The sequence below is a fragment of the Stenotrophomonas sp. 14P6.2.3 genome, from assembly GCF_057799055.1.
Genome location: NZ_JBYOLA010000013.1, coordinates 1 through 14748 on the forward strand (window position 1 = coordinate 1; position 14748 = coordinate 14748).

At 67.4% G+C, this 14748-nt stretch carries 15 protein-coding genes; 8 read left to right on the forward strand and 7 right to left on the reverse strand.

From position 1 onward, the window contains the following. Positions 1-214: 214 nt before the first annotated feature. From AC27VL_RS11880 to sufT, 3 genes are all read right to left on the reverse strand, one after another. Entirely contained in the window at positions 215-1954 is a 1740-nt protein-coding gene (locus AC27VL_RS11880; protein ID WP_100551629.1) for a S8 family peptidase, read from the reverse strand. Between the two features lie 449 nt (positions 1955-2403). Continuing rightward, on the reverse strand, positions 2404-3498 hold the full coding sequence (locus AC27VL_RS11885; protein WP_447944678.1) for a branched-chain amino acid aminotransferase: 1095 nt from the start codon (positions 3496-3498) through the stop codon (positions 2404-2406). Between the two features lie 59 nt (positions 3499-3557). Then, positions 3558-4109, reverse strand: coding sequence for a putative Fe-S cluster assembly protein SufT (gene sufT, locus AC27VL_RS11890; RefSeq protein ID WP_025877975.1), 552 nt, complete (start codon positions 4107-4109; stop codon positions 3558-3560). 121 nt (positions 4110-4230) lie between these two features. On the opposite strand from sufT, the gene AC27VL_RS11895 reads away from it, so the two are divergent. Further along, positions 4231-4650 (forward strand): hypothetical protein, encoded by a 420-nt coding sequence (locus tag AC27VL_RS11895; protein ID WP_488766582.1) that lies wholly within the window; start codon positions 4231-4233, stop codon positions 4648-4650. A 100-nt stretch (positions 4651-4750) separates the two neighbouring features. Here the strand turns inward: AC27VL_RS11895 and AC27VL_RS11900 are convergent, their stop codons facing one another. Next, positions 4751-6211 carry an NAD(P)(+) transhydrogenase (Re/Si-specific) subunit beta gene (locus AC27VL_RS11900; RefSeq protein WP_025877971.1) on the reverse strand — a complete coding sequence of 487 codons (1461 nt, stop codon included), beginning with the start codon at positions 6209-6211 and terminating at the stop codon, positions 4751-4753. Continuing rightward, on the reverse strand, positions 6208-6528 hold the full coding sequence (locus tag AC27VL_RS11905; protein ID WP_089238935.1) for an NAD(P) transhydrogenase subunit alpha part 2: 321 nt from the start codon (positions 6526-6528) through the stop codon (positions 6208-6210). Before AC27VL_RS11905 ends, AC27VL_RS11900 begins: the two co-directional genes overlap by 4 nt. 97 nt (positions 6529-6625) lie before the next feature. Here AC27VL_RS11905 and AC27VL_RS11910 point away from each other — a divergent pair, with 97 nt between their 5' ends. The 3 genes from AC27VL_RS11910 to AC27VL_RS11920 are packed head-to-tail and all read left to right on the forward strand — an operon-like array spanning position 6626 to position 8004. Further along, positions 6626-7210 (forward strand): RNA polymerase sigma factor, encoded by a 585-nt coding sequence (locus tag AC27VL_RS11910; RefSeq protein ID WP_488766585.1) that lies wholly within the window; start codon positions 6626-6628, stop codon positions 7208-7210. After that, positions 7207-7533, forward strand: coding sequence for a hypothetical protein (locus AC27VL_RS11915; protein ID WP_488766586.1), 327 nt, complete (start codon positions 7207-7209; stop codon positions 7531-7533). The genes AC27VL_RS11910 and AC27VL_RS11915 overlap by 4 nt, the downstream gene beginning before the upstream one ends. Positions 7534-7536: 3 nt before the next feature. After that, complete coding sequence (locus AC27VL_RS11920; RefSeq protein ID WP_488766588.1) at positions 7537-8004, forward strand: DUF3106 domain-containing protein; 468 nt, start codon at positions 7537-7539, stop codon at positions 8002-8004. 74 nt (positions 8005-8078) lie between these two features. Here AC27VL_RS11920 and AC27VL_RS11925 read toward each other — a convergent pair whose 3' ends face one another. Together AC27VL_RS11925 and AC27VL_RS11930 are read right to left on the reverse strand one after the other, a co-directional pair. After that, positions 8079-9158: an NAD(P) transhydrogenase subunit alpha gene (locus AC27VL_RS11925; protein WP_488766590.1), complete on the reverse strand. Its 1080-nt coding sequence runs from the start codon at positions 9156-9158 to the stop codon at positions 8079-8081. Positions 9159-9210: 52 nt separating this feature from the next. Further along, positions 9211-11532, reverse strand: coding sequence for a PacR family protein (locus AC27VL_RS11930; protein WP_180166814.1), 2322 nt, complete (start codon positions 11530-11532; stop codon positions 9211-9213). A 332-nt stretch (positions 11533-11864) separates the two neighbouring features. On the opposite strand from AC27VL_RS11930, the gene AC27VL_RS11935 reads away from it, so the two are divergent. From AC27VL_RS11935 to AC27VL_RS11950, 4 genes are read left to right on the forward strand one after another with little or no spacing between them, the layout of a single operon-like run. Next, entirely contained in the window at positions 11865-12446 is a 582-nt protein-coding gene (locus tag AC27VL_RS11935) for a nitroreductase family protein (protein ID WP_205406449.1), read from the forward strand. Next, complete coding sequence (locus AC27VL_RS11940; RefSeq protein ID WP_100551622.1) at positions 12443-13384, forward strand: 5'-3' exonuclease; 942 nt, start codon at positions 12443-12445, stop codon at positions 13382-13384. Before AC27VL_RS11935 ends, AC27VL_RS11940 begins: the two co-directional genes overlap by 4 nt. Then, positions 13381-13935: an NUDIX hydrolase gene (locus AC27VL_RS11945; RefSeq protein WP_100551621.1), complete on the forward strand. Its 555-nt coding sequence runs from the start codon at positions 13381-13383 to the stop codon at positions 13933-13935. Before AC27VL_RS11940 ends, AC27VL_RS11945 begins: the two co-directional genes overlap by 4 nt. Continuing rightward, complete coding sequence (locus AC27VL_RS11950) at positions 13928-14725, forward strand: N-formylglutamate amidohydrolase (protein WP_488766593.1); 798 nt, start codon at positions 13928-13930, stop codon at positions 14723-14725. The genes AC27VL_RS11945 and AC27VL_RS11950 overlap by 8 nt, the downstream gene beginning before the upstream one ends. The last annotated feature ends 23 nt before the right edge of the window (positions 14726-14748 follow it).

Consider the following 14748-nt stretch of genomic DNA (forward strand, 5'->3'; position numbering starts at 1 on the left):
ACCCATCCATGGGGGCTCGATGGCGCCATCCATGGCGCCAACGGTCCTGCGATGGGAGCCTGAGCCTCTCCAGACAGTTGCCGATGCGCGGCCAGCAAGGTCAAGGGCAGAGCAAGAGCAAATGCACTGCTGCACATTGCTTTCTCCGCTTCGCCGCCCCTAAAAAAAACGCCCCGGCCGAGGCCGGGGCGTGCCCATGGAGAGGGGCTTGGGCTCAGTACTGGGCGTTGAGGGTCACGCCCGAGAAGGTGCTGTACGCCTTCACCCGCACGTGCCATACGCCGGCAGCGGGGCTGTTGACGGTGCAGGTCTCGTTGTTGCCGCTCAGGTACGGGCGGCAGGTGTAGACGGTGTCGGTCGGGGCACTGCCCTGGCGCAGGTACAGGTCGGCGTCACCGCTGCCGCCGCTGATCGCCACGCGCAGCTGCGCGCTGCCAGCCGGGACGTTGACGGTGTAGCTGAGCGATGCGCCGCTGGCCGCGCCAAGGCCGGTGACCGGCACGTTGTTCTGCAGCACGGTGCCACCCGGGTTGGGCGTGGTGCCGTTGATCGCGGCTGTCACCGCGGCATCGGCGTCGATGATGCCGGCGCCGCAACCCCCCGAGCACGCACCCGGCAGCGGACGCGCCGTGCTCTTGATGATGCTTTCCACCTGCGCCGGGCTGAGCGGGCTCGGTGCCACCGACTGCATCAGCGCAACGACGCCAGCCACGTGCGGCGCCGCCATCGAGGTGCCGTTGTAGGACGCATAGCTGGCGCTGCCCGGGGTGGTGGTGCCGCTGTTGAGGGTGGACAGGATGCCCTGGCCCGGTGCGGAGATGTCGATGCCGGTGCCGTAGTTGGAGAAGCTGGCACGTGCACCTGCCGAGGTGGTCGCGGCAACCGCGATCACGTTCGGGCAGTTCGCCGGAACCGACGAGGACACGTTGGTATTGCTGTTGCCGGCAGCGACCACCACGGTGGTGCCACGGCCGACCGCGCCGTTGATGGCGTTCTGGTAGGTGGTCGAGCAGCTGCCGCCGCCGCCCAGTGAGAGGTTGATGACCTCGGCCGGATTGGCGTTGGCCGGCACACCGCTGACCGTGCCGCCGGAGGCCCAGACGATAGCGTCGGCGATATCGGAGGTATAGCCGCCGCACTTGCCGAGCACGCGCACCGGCACGACCTTGGCATTGAAGGCGGTACCGGCCACGCCGGTGCTGTTGTTGGTCACCGCAGCGACCGTGCCGGCCACGTGGGTGCCATGCCAGCTGGAGTTCGAGCCCGGGTAACCGGCCTGGCACTCGTTGTCGCCGTACCAGTCACCCTCGTCGTTGGGATTGCTGTCACGGCCACCACCATCGCGCGCCATCGCCGCGTCGCTGATGAAGTCATAGCCGGGCAGGATGTTGGCGTTGAGGTCGGCATGGTTGGTGATGCCGGTATCGATCACGGCCACGACCACGCCGGTGCCGGTGGCCTTGTCCCAGGCCGGGCGCACGTTGATCGACGCGTTGGACGTACCGAAGCCCCACTGCTCGCTGAAGCGGGTGTCGTTCGGGGTCAGCGTCGGGCGCATGATCTGGTCGACTTCGACGTATTCCACGTTCGGGTCGGCGGCGAGCTTGCGCATCAGCAGTTCGGCGTCGGCCTGGTCCAGTGCACGGTCGGTCCTGACCACGGTGGAGCCGACAGCGAGCTTGCGGACCTGCTGCAGGCCCAGCGCGCGGCCCTGGCTGCTGGCGATGCCGGCAGCAGCGGTCTTCAGCGAAGAGGCGAGTGCGGTGGTGTTGGCCACCGGCGCACTGCCGTCGCGGTACTTCACGATGAACCGCTGATGGGTCGGCGCGGACTGCAGGCCGCTGAGCTGGACATCACCGGCCAGCGCAGGCGTGGCCAGCAGCAGCGATGACAGGACGGACGCACCAAGGACCACCCACACACGACGCACACGCGGTTGCGTTACCTGGGACATCGGATTTCCCTTCTAATGGTAGGAATGCCGGAATCGGCAGAAGCACCGGCCTGAACCGTGGGCTGGCTTGCAATGGCGAGGTTCGGGTCCGGCGAGCCAGCGGATTCCCCTGACCATCCGCTGTGTTGATGACGCTAGTGGCTCAAACCGGACACCACAAGATTTTCAGCGTCTTTTCAGCAAGATGAAATGTTGGATCTGAGACTTTCCGGGTCGAGGGTTTGTGAAGGTGAAGGAACTTTCGCGTCACCTGCACAGACCTGACTGCGCAATGTCCTGTCTCATCATGTCTTTGCTGACATCGGCGTCGGTAGATTCGGGGTCAGATCCCTTTTCCTGCGGAAAAGGGATCTGACCCCAGGCTCACAACGCAGAAAGCCCGTCACAAGGACGGGCTTTCCGGAGGAGCAGCCGAGCGTGGGCTCGGCTCTACAGTTCAATGCAGGCGATCAACCCAGCTTGACCAGCCAACCGTGGCGGTCCGGCAGGCGGCCGTACTGGATGTCGGTCAGTTCCTTGCGCAGCGACATGGTCACTTCGCCGGCCGGCGCATTGATGTCGCCCACCGAGAAGCCTTCGCCCTTCAGCTGGCCGATCGGGGTGACCACCGCAGCGGTACCGCAGGCGAACACTTCAGCGATCTCGCCGGAGGTCACGCCCTGCTTCCACTCGTCAATGGTGACCTTGCGCTCTTCGACCTTCATGCCGCGGTCGCGGGCCAGCTGCAGGATGCTCTCGCGGGTGATGCCCTCGAGGATGCTGCCGGACAGTTCCGGCGTGACCAGCGTCCCGTCCTTGTAGACCAGGAACACGTTCATGCCGCCCAGTTCTTCCAGATACTTGCCTTCGACCGGGTCCAGGAACAGCACCTGCGAGCAGCCCTGTGCCTGCGCCTTCTGCTGCGGCAGCAGCGACGCGGCATAGTTGCCACCGCACTTGGCCGCACCGGTGCCGCCCTTGGCCGCACGCGCGTACTCGGTGGACAGCCAGATCGACACCGGGGCGACGCCCTTGGCGAAGTACGGGCCGGCCGGGCTGGCGATCACGTAGTAACCGGCCTTGTGTGCGCCGCGCACGCCAAGGAAGGCTTCATCGCCGATCATGAACGGACGGAAATACAGGCTCGACTCATCGGCCGACGGCACCCAGGCGCTGTCGACGGCGATCATCTGCTTCAGCGATTCGACGAAGATCTCCACCGGCAGTTCCGGCAGCGCCAGGCGCTGCGCCGAACGCTGCAGGCGACGGCCGTTGGCATCGGGGCGGAAGGTCCAGATCGAACCATCGGCATGGCGGTAGGCCTTGATGCCCTCGAAGATCTCCTGGCCGTAGTGCAGCACGGCCGCGGCCGGGTCCAGCTGCAGCGGACCATAGGCACGCACGTTGGCGTTGTGCCAGCCGGTGTCCTTGTCCCAGCGCACTTCCACCATGTGGTCGGTGAAGTGCAGGCCGAAGCCCGGCTTCTCCAGGATCTGGGCGCGCTCTTCAGCGCTGCGCGGGTGGTCCGAACGGGTGACGGCGAAGCTGGGAATGGACTGGGACACCGGAGATTTCCTGTTCTGGTTGCGGGTAATGCCGGGCCCGCGTCACTGCGGGCCGTGGGTCAAAGCATGCCGGTTTCGAGGCGCGCAGCCTCGGACATCATGTGCTGGTTCCACGGCGGATCGAAGACCAGCTCGACGTCGGCCTCGGCCACCGTCGGGATCATTTCAAGCTTGCTGCGCACGTCGTCGACCAGGATGTCGCCCATGCCGCACGCGGGCGCGGTCAGGGTCATCTTCACGTCGATCTCGCGCTGCCCTTCGTCCAGGTGCTTGATCTCGACCTCGTAGACCAGGCCCAGTTCGACGATGTTCACCGGAATTTCCGGGTCGAAACAGGTGCGCAGCTGCTGCCACACCAGTTGTTCGACCTGCTCGTCGCTGGCATCGTCGGGCAGCTCCAGCGGCGCCGGCGCTTCCTTGCCGATGGCATCGCCATCCTTGCCGGCGATGCGGAACAGATTGCCCTCGACGAACACCGAATAACTGCCGCCCAACGCCTGGGTGATGTACCCATAGCTGCCGGCGGGCAGGGTCACGGTGTCGCCCTGCGGGACCATCACGGCCTCGCAATCGCGTTCGAAGTGGACAGGTTCGCTGCTACGGGAATACATGGGGACCGATATGGGGCTGCGGCCGAAGCCACGCAAGACGGCATTCTAACGTAGGCGCCCGGCCCTCGCCGGTGCACTGCGGCAAACCACAGTATCCTGTGGGTGACCTTCAGGAGCTTCGATGTCCTCCAATGCCGCACGCGCCAGGACCGTTACCTGGCTCTGGCCCTTCATGCTGTTGCTGGCGCTGGCCACCGCCCCCCTCGCCTGGATGCTGATCGCCCTGTTCACCGGCCGTCCGGTCGGCTGGATGGCGGTACTGACCGCCCTGGAACTGGTGTTCATGCTGCGTCTGGGCACACTTGGCCCCGGCAAGCTGCGCATCGCCCTGGTGGTGCTGGGCACGCTGCTGGTGGCCGCCATCGCGAACTGGGCCATCGCCAGTGCCTGGATGGGCGGCTCGATGGGCCTGAACCCGTGGGACGCCTCGCTGCGGATGGGCCCGCACCTGGCCTGGACGCTGATCACCCTGGCCAATGGCGTGGTCGAATGGCTGTGGCTGGCGGTGGCCGTTGTGATTGGAGCGTGGCTGGCGCATTGATCGCGCCGGTGATGCCCTGGTAGATCCACGCCACGCGTGGATGGGTGGTTGGATCTGGGGTCAGAGCCCTTTCCTGCGGAAAGGGATCCGACCCCAACCCTCAATGCCCGCCGTCGAGCGCCTTCAGTTCGCTGACCAGCGACGCCGCCGCCTCTGCACCATCGCCATACAGCATGCGCGTGTTGTCGGCGTAGAACAGCGCATTCTCGATACCGGCAAAGCCGGTGCCCTTGCCGCGCTTGATCACGACCACGTTGCGCGCGTTGACCACGTCCAGCACCGGCATGCCGTAGATCGGGCTGGCCGGATCGGTGCGCGCCACCGGATTGACCACATCGTTGGCGCCGATCACCAGCACCACGTCGGTGGTGGCGAATTCGGGATTGATGTCGTCCATGTCCGCGATCAGGTCATACGGCACACCCGCTTCGGCCAGCAGCACGTTCATGTGCCCGGGCATGCGCCCGGCCACCGGGTGGATGGCGAACTTCACCTTCACCCCGCGCGTGATCAACCGCTGCGCCAGTTCCCAGATCTTGTGCTGGGCCTGGGCCACGGCCATGCCATAGCCGGGCACGATCACCACACGTTCGGCAAAGCCCATCATCGCGGCCACGTCGGCCGCTTCGATGGGCTTCTGCGAACCGGAAATCGCCTGCGCTTCCCCCCCGGCGCCACCGCCGAAATTGGAGAACAGCACGTTGCGGATCGGCCGGTTCATCGCCTTGGCCATCAACCGGGTCAGCAGGATGCCGGCTGCGCCGACCATCATGCCGGCAATGATCAATGCTTCGTTGCCCAGCACGTAGCCTTCGAAGGACACCGCCAGGCCGGTGAACGCGTTGTACAGCGAGATCACCACGGGCATGTCGGCGCCACCGATCGGCAGCGTCATCAACACGCCCAGCGCCAGCGCCAGCACGAAGAAGGCAACGATGGCCCAGGTGCTGAGCGTGCTTGCAGCGATGATGCCCAGCACCACTACGGCCAGCGCCACCAGCAGGTTCATCACCTGCTGGCCGGGCCAGGTCACGCGCTTGTCGAGGCGGCCATCGAGTTTGGCCCAGGCGATCACCGAGCCGGACAGCGACACAGCACCGATCGCCGCGCCGACCACGGCCAGCACCAGCACCGTGCCGGACGGCTGGCGCGCGGCCAGGTCGGCCAGCGCCTGCGCGCTCCAGTGGGTGGTATCGCGGTTGGCCAGGAAGGCATAGCGCAGTAGTTCCACCGCACCGATGGCCGCCGCCGAGCCACCGCCCATGCCGTTGTACAGCGCGACCATCTGCGGCATGTCGGTGACCGCGACCTTGCCCGCCGACCACCAGGCCAGGCCGGCACCCAGCAGCAGTGCCACCAGGATCAGCGGCACGTTGTGCAGTTCGGGCAGGAAGAAGGTCGCCACCGTGGCCAGCAGCATGCCCAGCCCCGCCCAGCGGATACCGCTGCTTGCGGTCATCGGCGAGGCCATGCGCTGCAGGCCGAGCAGGAACAACGTGGCGGCAACCAGGTAGCTGGCCTTGACCAGCCAATCGAGCAGTTCGACGGTGCTGATGTTCAAGCCTGTGGCTCCTTCGGTTCATCGTTGCCGGTCTTGCGCACGCTCGGCTTGAACATTTCCAGCATGCGCGCGGTGACCACATAGCCACCGGCTGCGTTGCCGGCGCCGAGCACCACGGCAAGGAACCCGAGGATTTTCTCCAGCGGTGTCTGCGCGTGCCCCAGCACCACCATCGCGCCGATCAGCACGATGCCGTGGATGAAGTTGGAGCCCGACATCAACGGGGTATGCAGGATCACCGGGACCCGGGAAATGATCACGTGGCCGGCAATCGCGGCCAACATGAAGATGTACAGCGCCACGAACCCGTCACTCACCGGCAACGCTCCTGCTCTGTCTTCGTCGGCCCATCATAACCACGGGCTGAACCCCGCGCGCGTTCCGGTCAACCACAACCGCGCTCACGCGTTGTCGATGGTGACCCCTGCCGAGGAACCGTACCCTGTGCTGGTGAGCAGCCCTGTCCCCTCAACCATCGATGCCGACGCCGTTCCGGCCTCGCTGGAAGCGTTCCTGGCCAGCGTCGGGCCGCGCGCCTTCCGCTTCGCCGAGGCCGGCCTGCGCCAGCGTGATGACGCGCTGGATGCGGTGCAGGACGCGCTGCTGCGCATGCTGGACTACGCCGACAAGCCGGCCGCCGAGTGGGCGCCGTTGTTCTGGAGCATCCTGCGCCGACGGGTGATCGACCTGCAGCGCCGCCGCCGCTTCCGCCTGCCGTTCTGGCGCGACAACCAGGACGCCGACGGTGGCGAGATCGACTGGGTCGACCCCGGCCCGGACCCCGCGCAGGCGCACGAGCAGCGCCAGCAGTACCAGCAGCTGGTACAGGCACTGCGCGCGCTGCCCGCCCGCCAGCGCGAAGCCTTCACCCTGCGCGTGCTGCAGGACCTGGACGGCGCCACCACCGCCCGCGCCATGGGCTGCAGCGAGGGCGCGGTAAAGACCCATCTGGCGCGCGCCCGACAGGCGCTGCAGAATCAACTGGAGATGCACCTGTGAACCGCCCCCTGCCTTCCGATGACGCCCTGCGCAGCCTGCATGCGCAGTCGTTGCAGGCGCTGTCGCCGGCCACGCTGGCACGCCTGCGTAGTGCCCGTCACAGCGCTGCCAGGGCGCACGCCGGTCGCTGGCGCTGGTGGCTGGCCAGCGCCTGTTCGCTGGTGATCGCGCTGGGCATCGGTGTCCAGTTCGTCGGCCCGGGCGAGCATCAGCGCGGTGCCACCGCGCCGATCGTGGCGGCGGAAGAAGACAATGGCGTGCTGTACGACGAGAATCCCGATCTGTACCTGTGGCTGGGCGACAACGACCTGGCGATGGAGTGAACCATGTTGCGATACCCCTCCCTGCCCCTGCTGATCGCCCTGACCCTGCTGCCGGCTGCATCGGCTCTGGCGCAGACCACCGCACCGGCGCCTGCCGCGCGGCCGGCCCCTGCGGCTGCCGTGCCGCTGCCGAACTGGGAACAGCTGAGCCCGGCCCAGCGCGAAGCGCTGCTGGCGCCGCTGCGTGACCGCTGGAACGGCGCCGACGCCGCGCAGCGCCAGCGCATGCTCTCGCACGGCCAGCGCTGGCAGTCGATGAGCCCGGAAGAGCGCGACAAGGCCCGCCGCGGCCTGCGCCGCTTCGAACACATGAGCCCGGAACAACGCGAGCAGGCCCGGGCGCTGTTCGGCCAGATGCGTGACCTCAGCCCGGCCCAGCGCGATGCCATGCGCGAGCGCTGGTCACAGATGAGCGCGGACGAACGCAGGGAATGGGTGCGCGACAACCCGCCGCCGGCGAAACCGCGGTAACCCGCCATCCGCACGCGGGGCCCCTCATCCACGCATGGCGTGGATCTACCGGAGAGGCAACCGGCGCTACCGGTTCACGCCTGCCAGCGGGTCTTGGCCAGCAGTTCGTCTTCCCAGTCGAAGCCCAGCTGGCCTTCGCGCACGAACAGGGCGACGAAGTTCATCAGGTTGCGCGCATACATCTCGCTGGCCTGGGTGGCGCCCCGGCTGGCCAGGCCCAGCGGACCGTCGATGGTCACGCCCTGGTGCTCGATGCATTCGCCGGGCTGGGTCAGTTCGCAGTTGCCACCGCTCTCGGCGGCCAGATCGACGATCACGCTGCCTGCAGCCATGCCTTCGACCATCGCGGCGGTGACGATCGTCGGCGCACGGCGTCCCGGCACGGCGGCAGTGCAGACCACCACGTCCACGCTGCGCAGATGTTCGCCGAGGCGACGCTGCTGATCGGCGCGTTCTTCATCGGTCAGCGCCCGCGCATAACCGCCCTCGCCCACCGCGCTTACCCCGAGGTCGAGGAAGCGCGCACCGAGCGACTGGATCTGCTCGCGGGTTTCCGGGCGCACGTCGAAGCCCTCCACCTGCGCACCCAGGCGACGCGAGGTGGCAATGGCCTGCAGGCCGGCGACACCGGCGCCGATCACCAGCACCTTGGCTGGACGCACGGTACCGGCGGCAGTGGTCAGCATCGGGAAGAAACGCGGCGCACGTTCGGCAGCGATCAATGCCGCCTTGTAGCCGGCCATGCCCGCCTGCGAACTGAGTACGTCCATCGCCTGCGCGCGCGTGGTGCGCGGCAACTGCTGCAGCGGGAACAGGTGCAGGCGGTCATCCGAAGCCAATGCGGCCAACGCCGGGTCAGCCGCCGGGGTCAGCAGACCGACCACGCTGGCGCCTGGCTTGAGCTGGGCCAGCACCTCTGCCGCTGGCGCCTGCACGCACAGCAGGATGTCGATCTCGGCCCAACGGGCGGCATCGAAGGCACGGGCACCTGCGTCGTCGTAGGCGGCATCGGTGAAACCGGCGGCCTGGCCCGCACCGGGCTGATACCACACGGTGATGCCCAGCGCACCGAGCTTGCGCGCCGTCTCCGGCGTGAGCGCAACGCGTCGTTCGCCCGGCGCGGTCTCCTTGATCCCCAGCAACGCCACGGCCATGCAGATTCCCGCTGATCGGTGAGTGGGTCCGATCCTAGCAGGCGTACGCGGCTCAGTGCAGCGTCGCACCACCCGGGTCGAGGCGGTCAAGCACGCCCTGCATGGCGCTGTCGAAGGCGCCATCGTCGACGTGGGGACGCAGGCGACCCAACCGCACCATCACCGCCAGCTCCTCGGGCGAGGCCACGCAGAAGCGCACGCCACGACGGTTGACGAACAGCAGGCGCGCGGAAATCGGGCTGATCCAGGACAGCTTGCCGGCCTGCACCTTGCCATCCTTGTCGACGAAGTCCAGCCAGTTGCCGATTTCCATCCGGCGGAAGCGATCGGCATCGGCGTTGTCGAAATCGTCGGTATTGAAGCTACTGCCCAGCTCCACGGCCGGCGTTTCCGGTGCCGGCGGTGCGGGCAGCACCACCTGCGGCAGCTCAGGCAACGCGCGCTGCAGCTCCGGTCGCGATTCGGCGATGCCCTGCAATGTGTCGTGCAGCGCATCGACGGCGGCGGTGGCTGCGTCGCCATGCACGCCGACGCTGGCAAACACCTTGGCCAGCAGCGGCTGCCAGGCCTGCAGCCACGGCTTGCCTACAATCTGCCGGCGCGCCTCGGCCACTTCCTCCAGCAGGCCATCGGCCAACGTCAGCGCTTCGGCCACCGAAGCCCCCTCCTCGCCCTCGCGCAGCAGCGCCAAGGTCAGATGGTGCTGCCAGGGCTGGCGCAGGAATTCGGCGATCGCCGGCGGCAGGGTGGCGTCGCCGATGCGACGATCCAGTTCGGCACCGGCACGGGTACGGGCCATTTCCAGCTTTTCCTGGCCGCGCTGGGTCTCGGCGGCCCGACGCTCGGCGATTTCCACGCGACGGCGGTGCTGTACCAGGAAATCGCGGAACTCTTCTTCCAGGGTCAGGAAGATTGCCAGGTTCTCGTTGAACTCGGCGACCAACCGCTCGATGATTTCTTCGACCTTGGCCATCAGCATGCGTTCGGCCTGGCTTTCGCCGGTGTTGCCCTCGCAGGCTTCGGCCAGCGAGTTGAGCAGCTTGCGCGCCGGGTGGGTCTTCTGCACGAACATGCGGCGATCCAGCATCGCCACCTTCACGAACGGAACCACCAGACGGCCGATCAGCTCACGCGAGCGGCCTTCCAGCTCGCGCTCATCGAGCATCACATCGAACAGCATGCCGACCAGGTCGATCGCATCCTCGTCCTGCGCGTCCAGCCGGGTCTGGCCCGGATCGACACCCAGCCGGGTGGCGCTGGACAGCACTTCGCTCTTCAAGCGCTGCGCCAGGGATTCGCCGTCCTCGCCGATCGCCGCGCGCAGGGTCGCACTGGGCGTGGCCTGCAGCAGCGACAGTACGGACATCATTTCGCGCTGGCTCAACGGGCGATGCTGGCCGACCGCGACCTGCGCCGCAGAGGTCGCGTCCTCGCGCACGTGGCGGGTCTGCTGCAGCAGTTCGTGCAGGGCCTCCAGCAGCATGCCCTGCTGGCCGGAATAGGCTTCACCGGACGGGCTCTCTTCGCCACCCGCGTGTTGCTGCATGTGGCCACGACGCTCCGACCAGCGCGCGGCGAATCGCTGCGCCCAGGCCGGTGCGGCCTGTTCGTCGTCATTGAATTCGTTGTCGAAGCCAGGTGCCGTGCGCTGCTCGACCAGATCATCCAGGCCATGCGCAACGTGCTGCGTCGGGGCCGGCGCCAGTGGTCGGCGCGGGGCACCCATCTGCGACATCACCCCGGCCGCGGCCAGGTGCTCGTCCAGCTTTTCGTAGATGCGGCCCACCGGCGCGCGCATGTCGCGCTCGCACAGCTTGATCAGCACCAGGTGTACTTCCGGGGCCAGCTCACAGCCGGCGAAGGCTTCGTGGATGGCCACGCCCAGATGCTCGGGGCTGATCGGGTTGCGGTCGGCATCGAGGTCGATACCGCCGCCCAGCCAGCCCAGGCGACGGTCGAGCCGCGCCAGCACCGGCTTGAAGTCGCGCAGCAGCACGGTGGCGAAGTTGCGCACCGCCAACCGCGATTCCAGTACATGTTCCGGCACCAGGCTCAGGCCGTCCTGGGCCTGTCCGGACAGGGTCAGCTCGGCAGAGACGGGCTCGCCTGCAGCCAGGCCGGCCCAGGCATGGCCGAGATGGCCGGCGAAGGCACCGGCAATCTCCTCACGGCGGCGGCGCAGCTCGCGCATCGCGTCCAGGAACAGCAACTGCGACGAGCCGGCATTGCCGGCACGGTCGAACAGGGCATCATCGAAGCGGGCCAGTGCCGCGCCAAAGGCCTGGCACAACGCCGGCAGGACGATGTCCCGGGCAAGCTGGAGCTGGGCCGGGTCACGGCCCGGCGATCCCATCGGAGTGGGCGCGCTCATCATTCGGGAAGGCTCCCCACCTTCTCTGGTGCGACAGACATCATGGACATCGCGACGGCCGGTGCACCCCATGCACCGGTCCCTCGATGGTAGGCCGGCCAGCCCATCACGGACAGTGAAACAGTCCTCACTTCAAACCTCATGAACGGCGGCCCGGCAATATTACGTATCGTAAGCCGTGCAGGGCCTGCGAGGCGAGGGGAAGCGGGGCTCCGTGATCCGCCAGTGGCATGATGTTCATCACAGTTTGCTATTCAGGGGTCTGACGCGACACAAACGGCGTCATCTACCTCCCCGACTATAATCAGCGACCCGTGATGACCGGTTCAGACTCCATGCCCGACCCTGCTGCCCTGCTTGCCCTGGATGCCCGCCGCTCGGTGCCCTCGCGGCAACTGGGCGAGCCCGGACCAGACCCGGCCACCCTGCAGCGGATGCTGACCTCGGCGGTGCGCGTGCCCGACCACGGCAAGCGCGTGCCGTTCCGCTTCCTGAAGATCGCCGGCGATGCACGTCACACTCTGGGCGACTTTCTGGCCGCGCGCAGCCGTGAGCGCGATCCGCATGCCGGCGACGCCGTGTTCGAGAAGGACCGCCAGCGCTTCAGCCACGCACCCCTGGTGATCGTGGTGGTAGCCAGCCCGCGCCCGGACCCGAAAGTGCCCGCGCAGGAACAGCTGATGACCGCTGGCTGCGTGTGCTTTGCCCTGTTGCAGGCGGCCCAGGCGCTGGGCTTCGGCGCGCAGTGGCTGACCGCATGGATGGCCTTTGATCCCGCCGTGCACGCCCATCTGGGGCTGGCCGAGGGCGAAGGCATTGCCGGCTTCATCCACATCGGCACGCCCAAGGCCGAGGTGCCTGAGCGCGAGCGCCCGGACCCGGCGGCCCTGCTGCGTGACTGGACCCCGCCGGCATGAGCCTGCCGGCACCGCCGCCGCTGTACCTGGTCGACGCCAGCATCTACGTGTTCCGCGCCTGGCATTCGCTGCCGGACGAATTCCAGGACAGCCAGGGCTGGCCGACCAACGCCGTGCATGGTTTCGCCCGCTTCCTGCTGGACCTGCTTGAGCGCGAGCGTCCGCGGCACATCGCCATCGCCTTCGATGAAGCGCTCGACAGCGGCTTCCGCCACCGCCTGTACCCGGCCTACAAGGCCAACCGCGATCCGGCGCCAGAGGCGCTCAAGCGCCAGTTCGTGCACTGCAAGGCGCTGTGCGCGGCACTGGGCCTGGCGGTGCTGGCCCACCATGATTACGAAGCCGACGACCTGATCGGCAGCGCCCTGCATGGCCATCGCAACAGCCATCGCGGCGTGATCATTTCCGCCGACAAGGACCTGTCGCAGTTGCTGCTCGACCATGACGAGCAATGGGACTACGCACGCAACCAGCGCTGGGACGTGGCCGGGGTAAAGGCCAGGCACGGCGTGCACGCGCACCAGATCGCCGACTACCTAGCGCTGTGTGGCGATGCGGTCGACAACATTCCGGGGATCAGCGGTGTCGGCGCCAAATCGGCAGCCGTGCTGCTGGCCCATTTCGGCAGCATGGACGTGCTGTACGAACGCCTGGACGAAGTGCCGTTCCTGCGCCTGCGCGGCGCGGCCCAGATGGCGGTGCGCCTGCGTGAGCAGCGCGAACATGCGCAGCTCTGGCGCCAGCTGACCACCATCGCACTGGACGCCCCACTGGAAGGCTGCCAGCCCGGCATGCCGCGCCAGGCGGCCGATCCAGAGCTGCTTGGCGGCCTGTGCCAGACCCTGCGCTTCGGCCCCATGACCCGTCGTCGGCTGTTCAATGCCGCCGGCATTTCCGACCCCGTTCCCACTTCTCCCACTTCCAGCGAGCCCGCATGAGCCAGCGCAACACCGAAGCACCGCGTGTCGTCTACGAAGGCAAATACCAGCGCATGGTGGTGCGCGGCACCTGGGAATACAGCGAGCGCACCCACGCCGGTGGCCTGGCCGCGATCATCATCGCCGTCACCCCCGAGGACAAGGTGCTGTTCGTCGAACAGTTCCGCGTACCGCTGCAGGCACCGACCATCGAGATGCCGGCCGGGCTGGTCGGCGACATCGATGCGGGCGAGTCGATCGAAGTTTCCGCGGTACGCGAACTAGAAGAGGAAACCGGCTGGACCGCCGAGCACGCCGAAGTGCTGATGATCGGTCCTACCTCCTCCGGTGCCAGCAGCGAGAAGATCGCCTTCGTCCGTGCCACCGGCCTGCGTCGCATCGGCGAAGGCGGCGGCGACGAGAGCGAGGACATCACCGTGCATGAGATCCCACGCACGCAGGCGGCCGCCTGGCTGGTGCAGAAAATGGCCGAAGGCTATGAAGCCGATGCCAAGCTGTGGGCCGGCCTGTGGATGATCGAGCACCATCTGGACGGCCGCCCCCGTGGCTGATGCCGGCCTGCACGCGCTGCCGGCGCTGCTGGGTGCCGACGATCCGGCGATCTTCAGCGTGCACCGTGCGCAGGGCGCTTCGCCGTTCCTGCTGCTGGCCGATCATGCAGGCCAGCGGGTACCGCGTGCGCTGGCCGATCTTGGATTGCCGCAGACCGAACTGGACCGCCATATCGGCTGGGACATCGGCATCGGCGGCACCACCCGTGCATTGGCCGAGCGGCTGGATGCGTGGGCGATCGAGCAGACCTATTCGCGGCTGCTGATCGACTGCAACCGCCCGCTGGTTTCGCCCACGCTGATCCCCGAGGTCAGCGACCACACCGTGGTGCCGGGCAATGCCGGGCTGTCGCCCGCGCAGCGGCAGCAGCGCATCGATGCGATCCACGCGCCCTACCATGCACGTATCGATGCCGAACTGGATACGCGCCGCGATGCGGCACGGCCGACGCTGCTGGTGATGATGCACAGTTTCACCCCAGTGATGAACGGCGTTGAGCGTCCCTGGCATGCCGGCGTGCTGTACCACCAGGACACGCGCTTTGCCCACGCCTTGCTGCAGGCGCTGCGCGATGAAGGCGACCTGGTGGTGGGCGACAACGAACCCTATTCGGTCAACAGCAGCAGCGACTACGCGGTGCCGGTGCACGGCGAAGGCCGTGGTCTGGTGCATGTGGAACTGGAGATCCGCCAGGACCTGATTGCCGATGAAGCCGGGCAGCAGGCATGGGCCGAGCGGTTGGCGCGGATTTTCAACGCGTTGCAGCCGCAGTTGTTGGCGTTTGGATGACCGCATCCACGCATGGCGTGGAT

Excerpts from the sequence above, each read along its gene's own strand:
- AC27VL_RS11935 (WP_205406449.1), top strand. The coding sequence starts at position 11,865 with ATGCCCGACCCTGCTGCCCTGCTTGCCCTGGATGCCCGCCGCTCGGTG.
- sufT (WP_025877975.1), bottom strand. The coding sequence starts at position 4,109 with ATGTATTCCCGTAGCAGCGAACCTGTCCACTTCGAACGCGATTGCGAG.
- AC27VL_RS11945 (WP_100551621.1), top strand. The coding sequence starts at position 13,381 with ATGAGCCAGCGCAACACCGAAGCACCGCGTGTCGTCTACGAAGGCAAA.
- AC27VL_RS11930 (WP_180166814.1), bottom strand. The coding sequence starts at position 11,532 with ATGATGAGCGCGCCCACTCCGATGGGATCGCCGGGCCGTGACCCGGCC.
- AC27VL_RS11920 (WP_488766588.1), top strand. The coding sequence starts at position 7,537 with ATGTTGCGATACCCCTCCCTGCCCCTGCTGATCGCCCTGACCCTGCTG.
- AC27VL_RS11895 (WP_488766582.1), top strand. The coding sequence starts at position 4,231 with ATGTCCTCCAATGCCGCACGCGCCAGGACCGTTACCTGGCTCTGGCCC.
- AC27VL_RS11910 (WP_488766585.1), top strand. The coding sequence starts at position 6,626 with ATGGTGACCCCTGCCGAGGAACCGTACCCTGTGCTGGTGAGCAGCCCT.
- AC27VL_RS11925 (WP_488766590.1), bottom strand. The coding sequence starts at position 9,158 with ATGGCCGTGGCGTTGCTGGGGATCAAGGAGACCGCGCCGGGCGAACGA.
- AC27VL_RS11940 (WP_100551622.1), top strand. The coding sequence starts at position 12,443 with ATGAGCCTGCCGGCACCGCCGCCGCTGTACCTGGTCGACGCCAGCATC.
- AC27VL_RS11880 (WP_100551629.1), bottom strand. The coding sequence starts at position 1,954 with ATGTCCCAGGTAACGCAACCGCGTGTGCGTCGTGTGTGGGTGGTCCTT.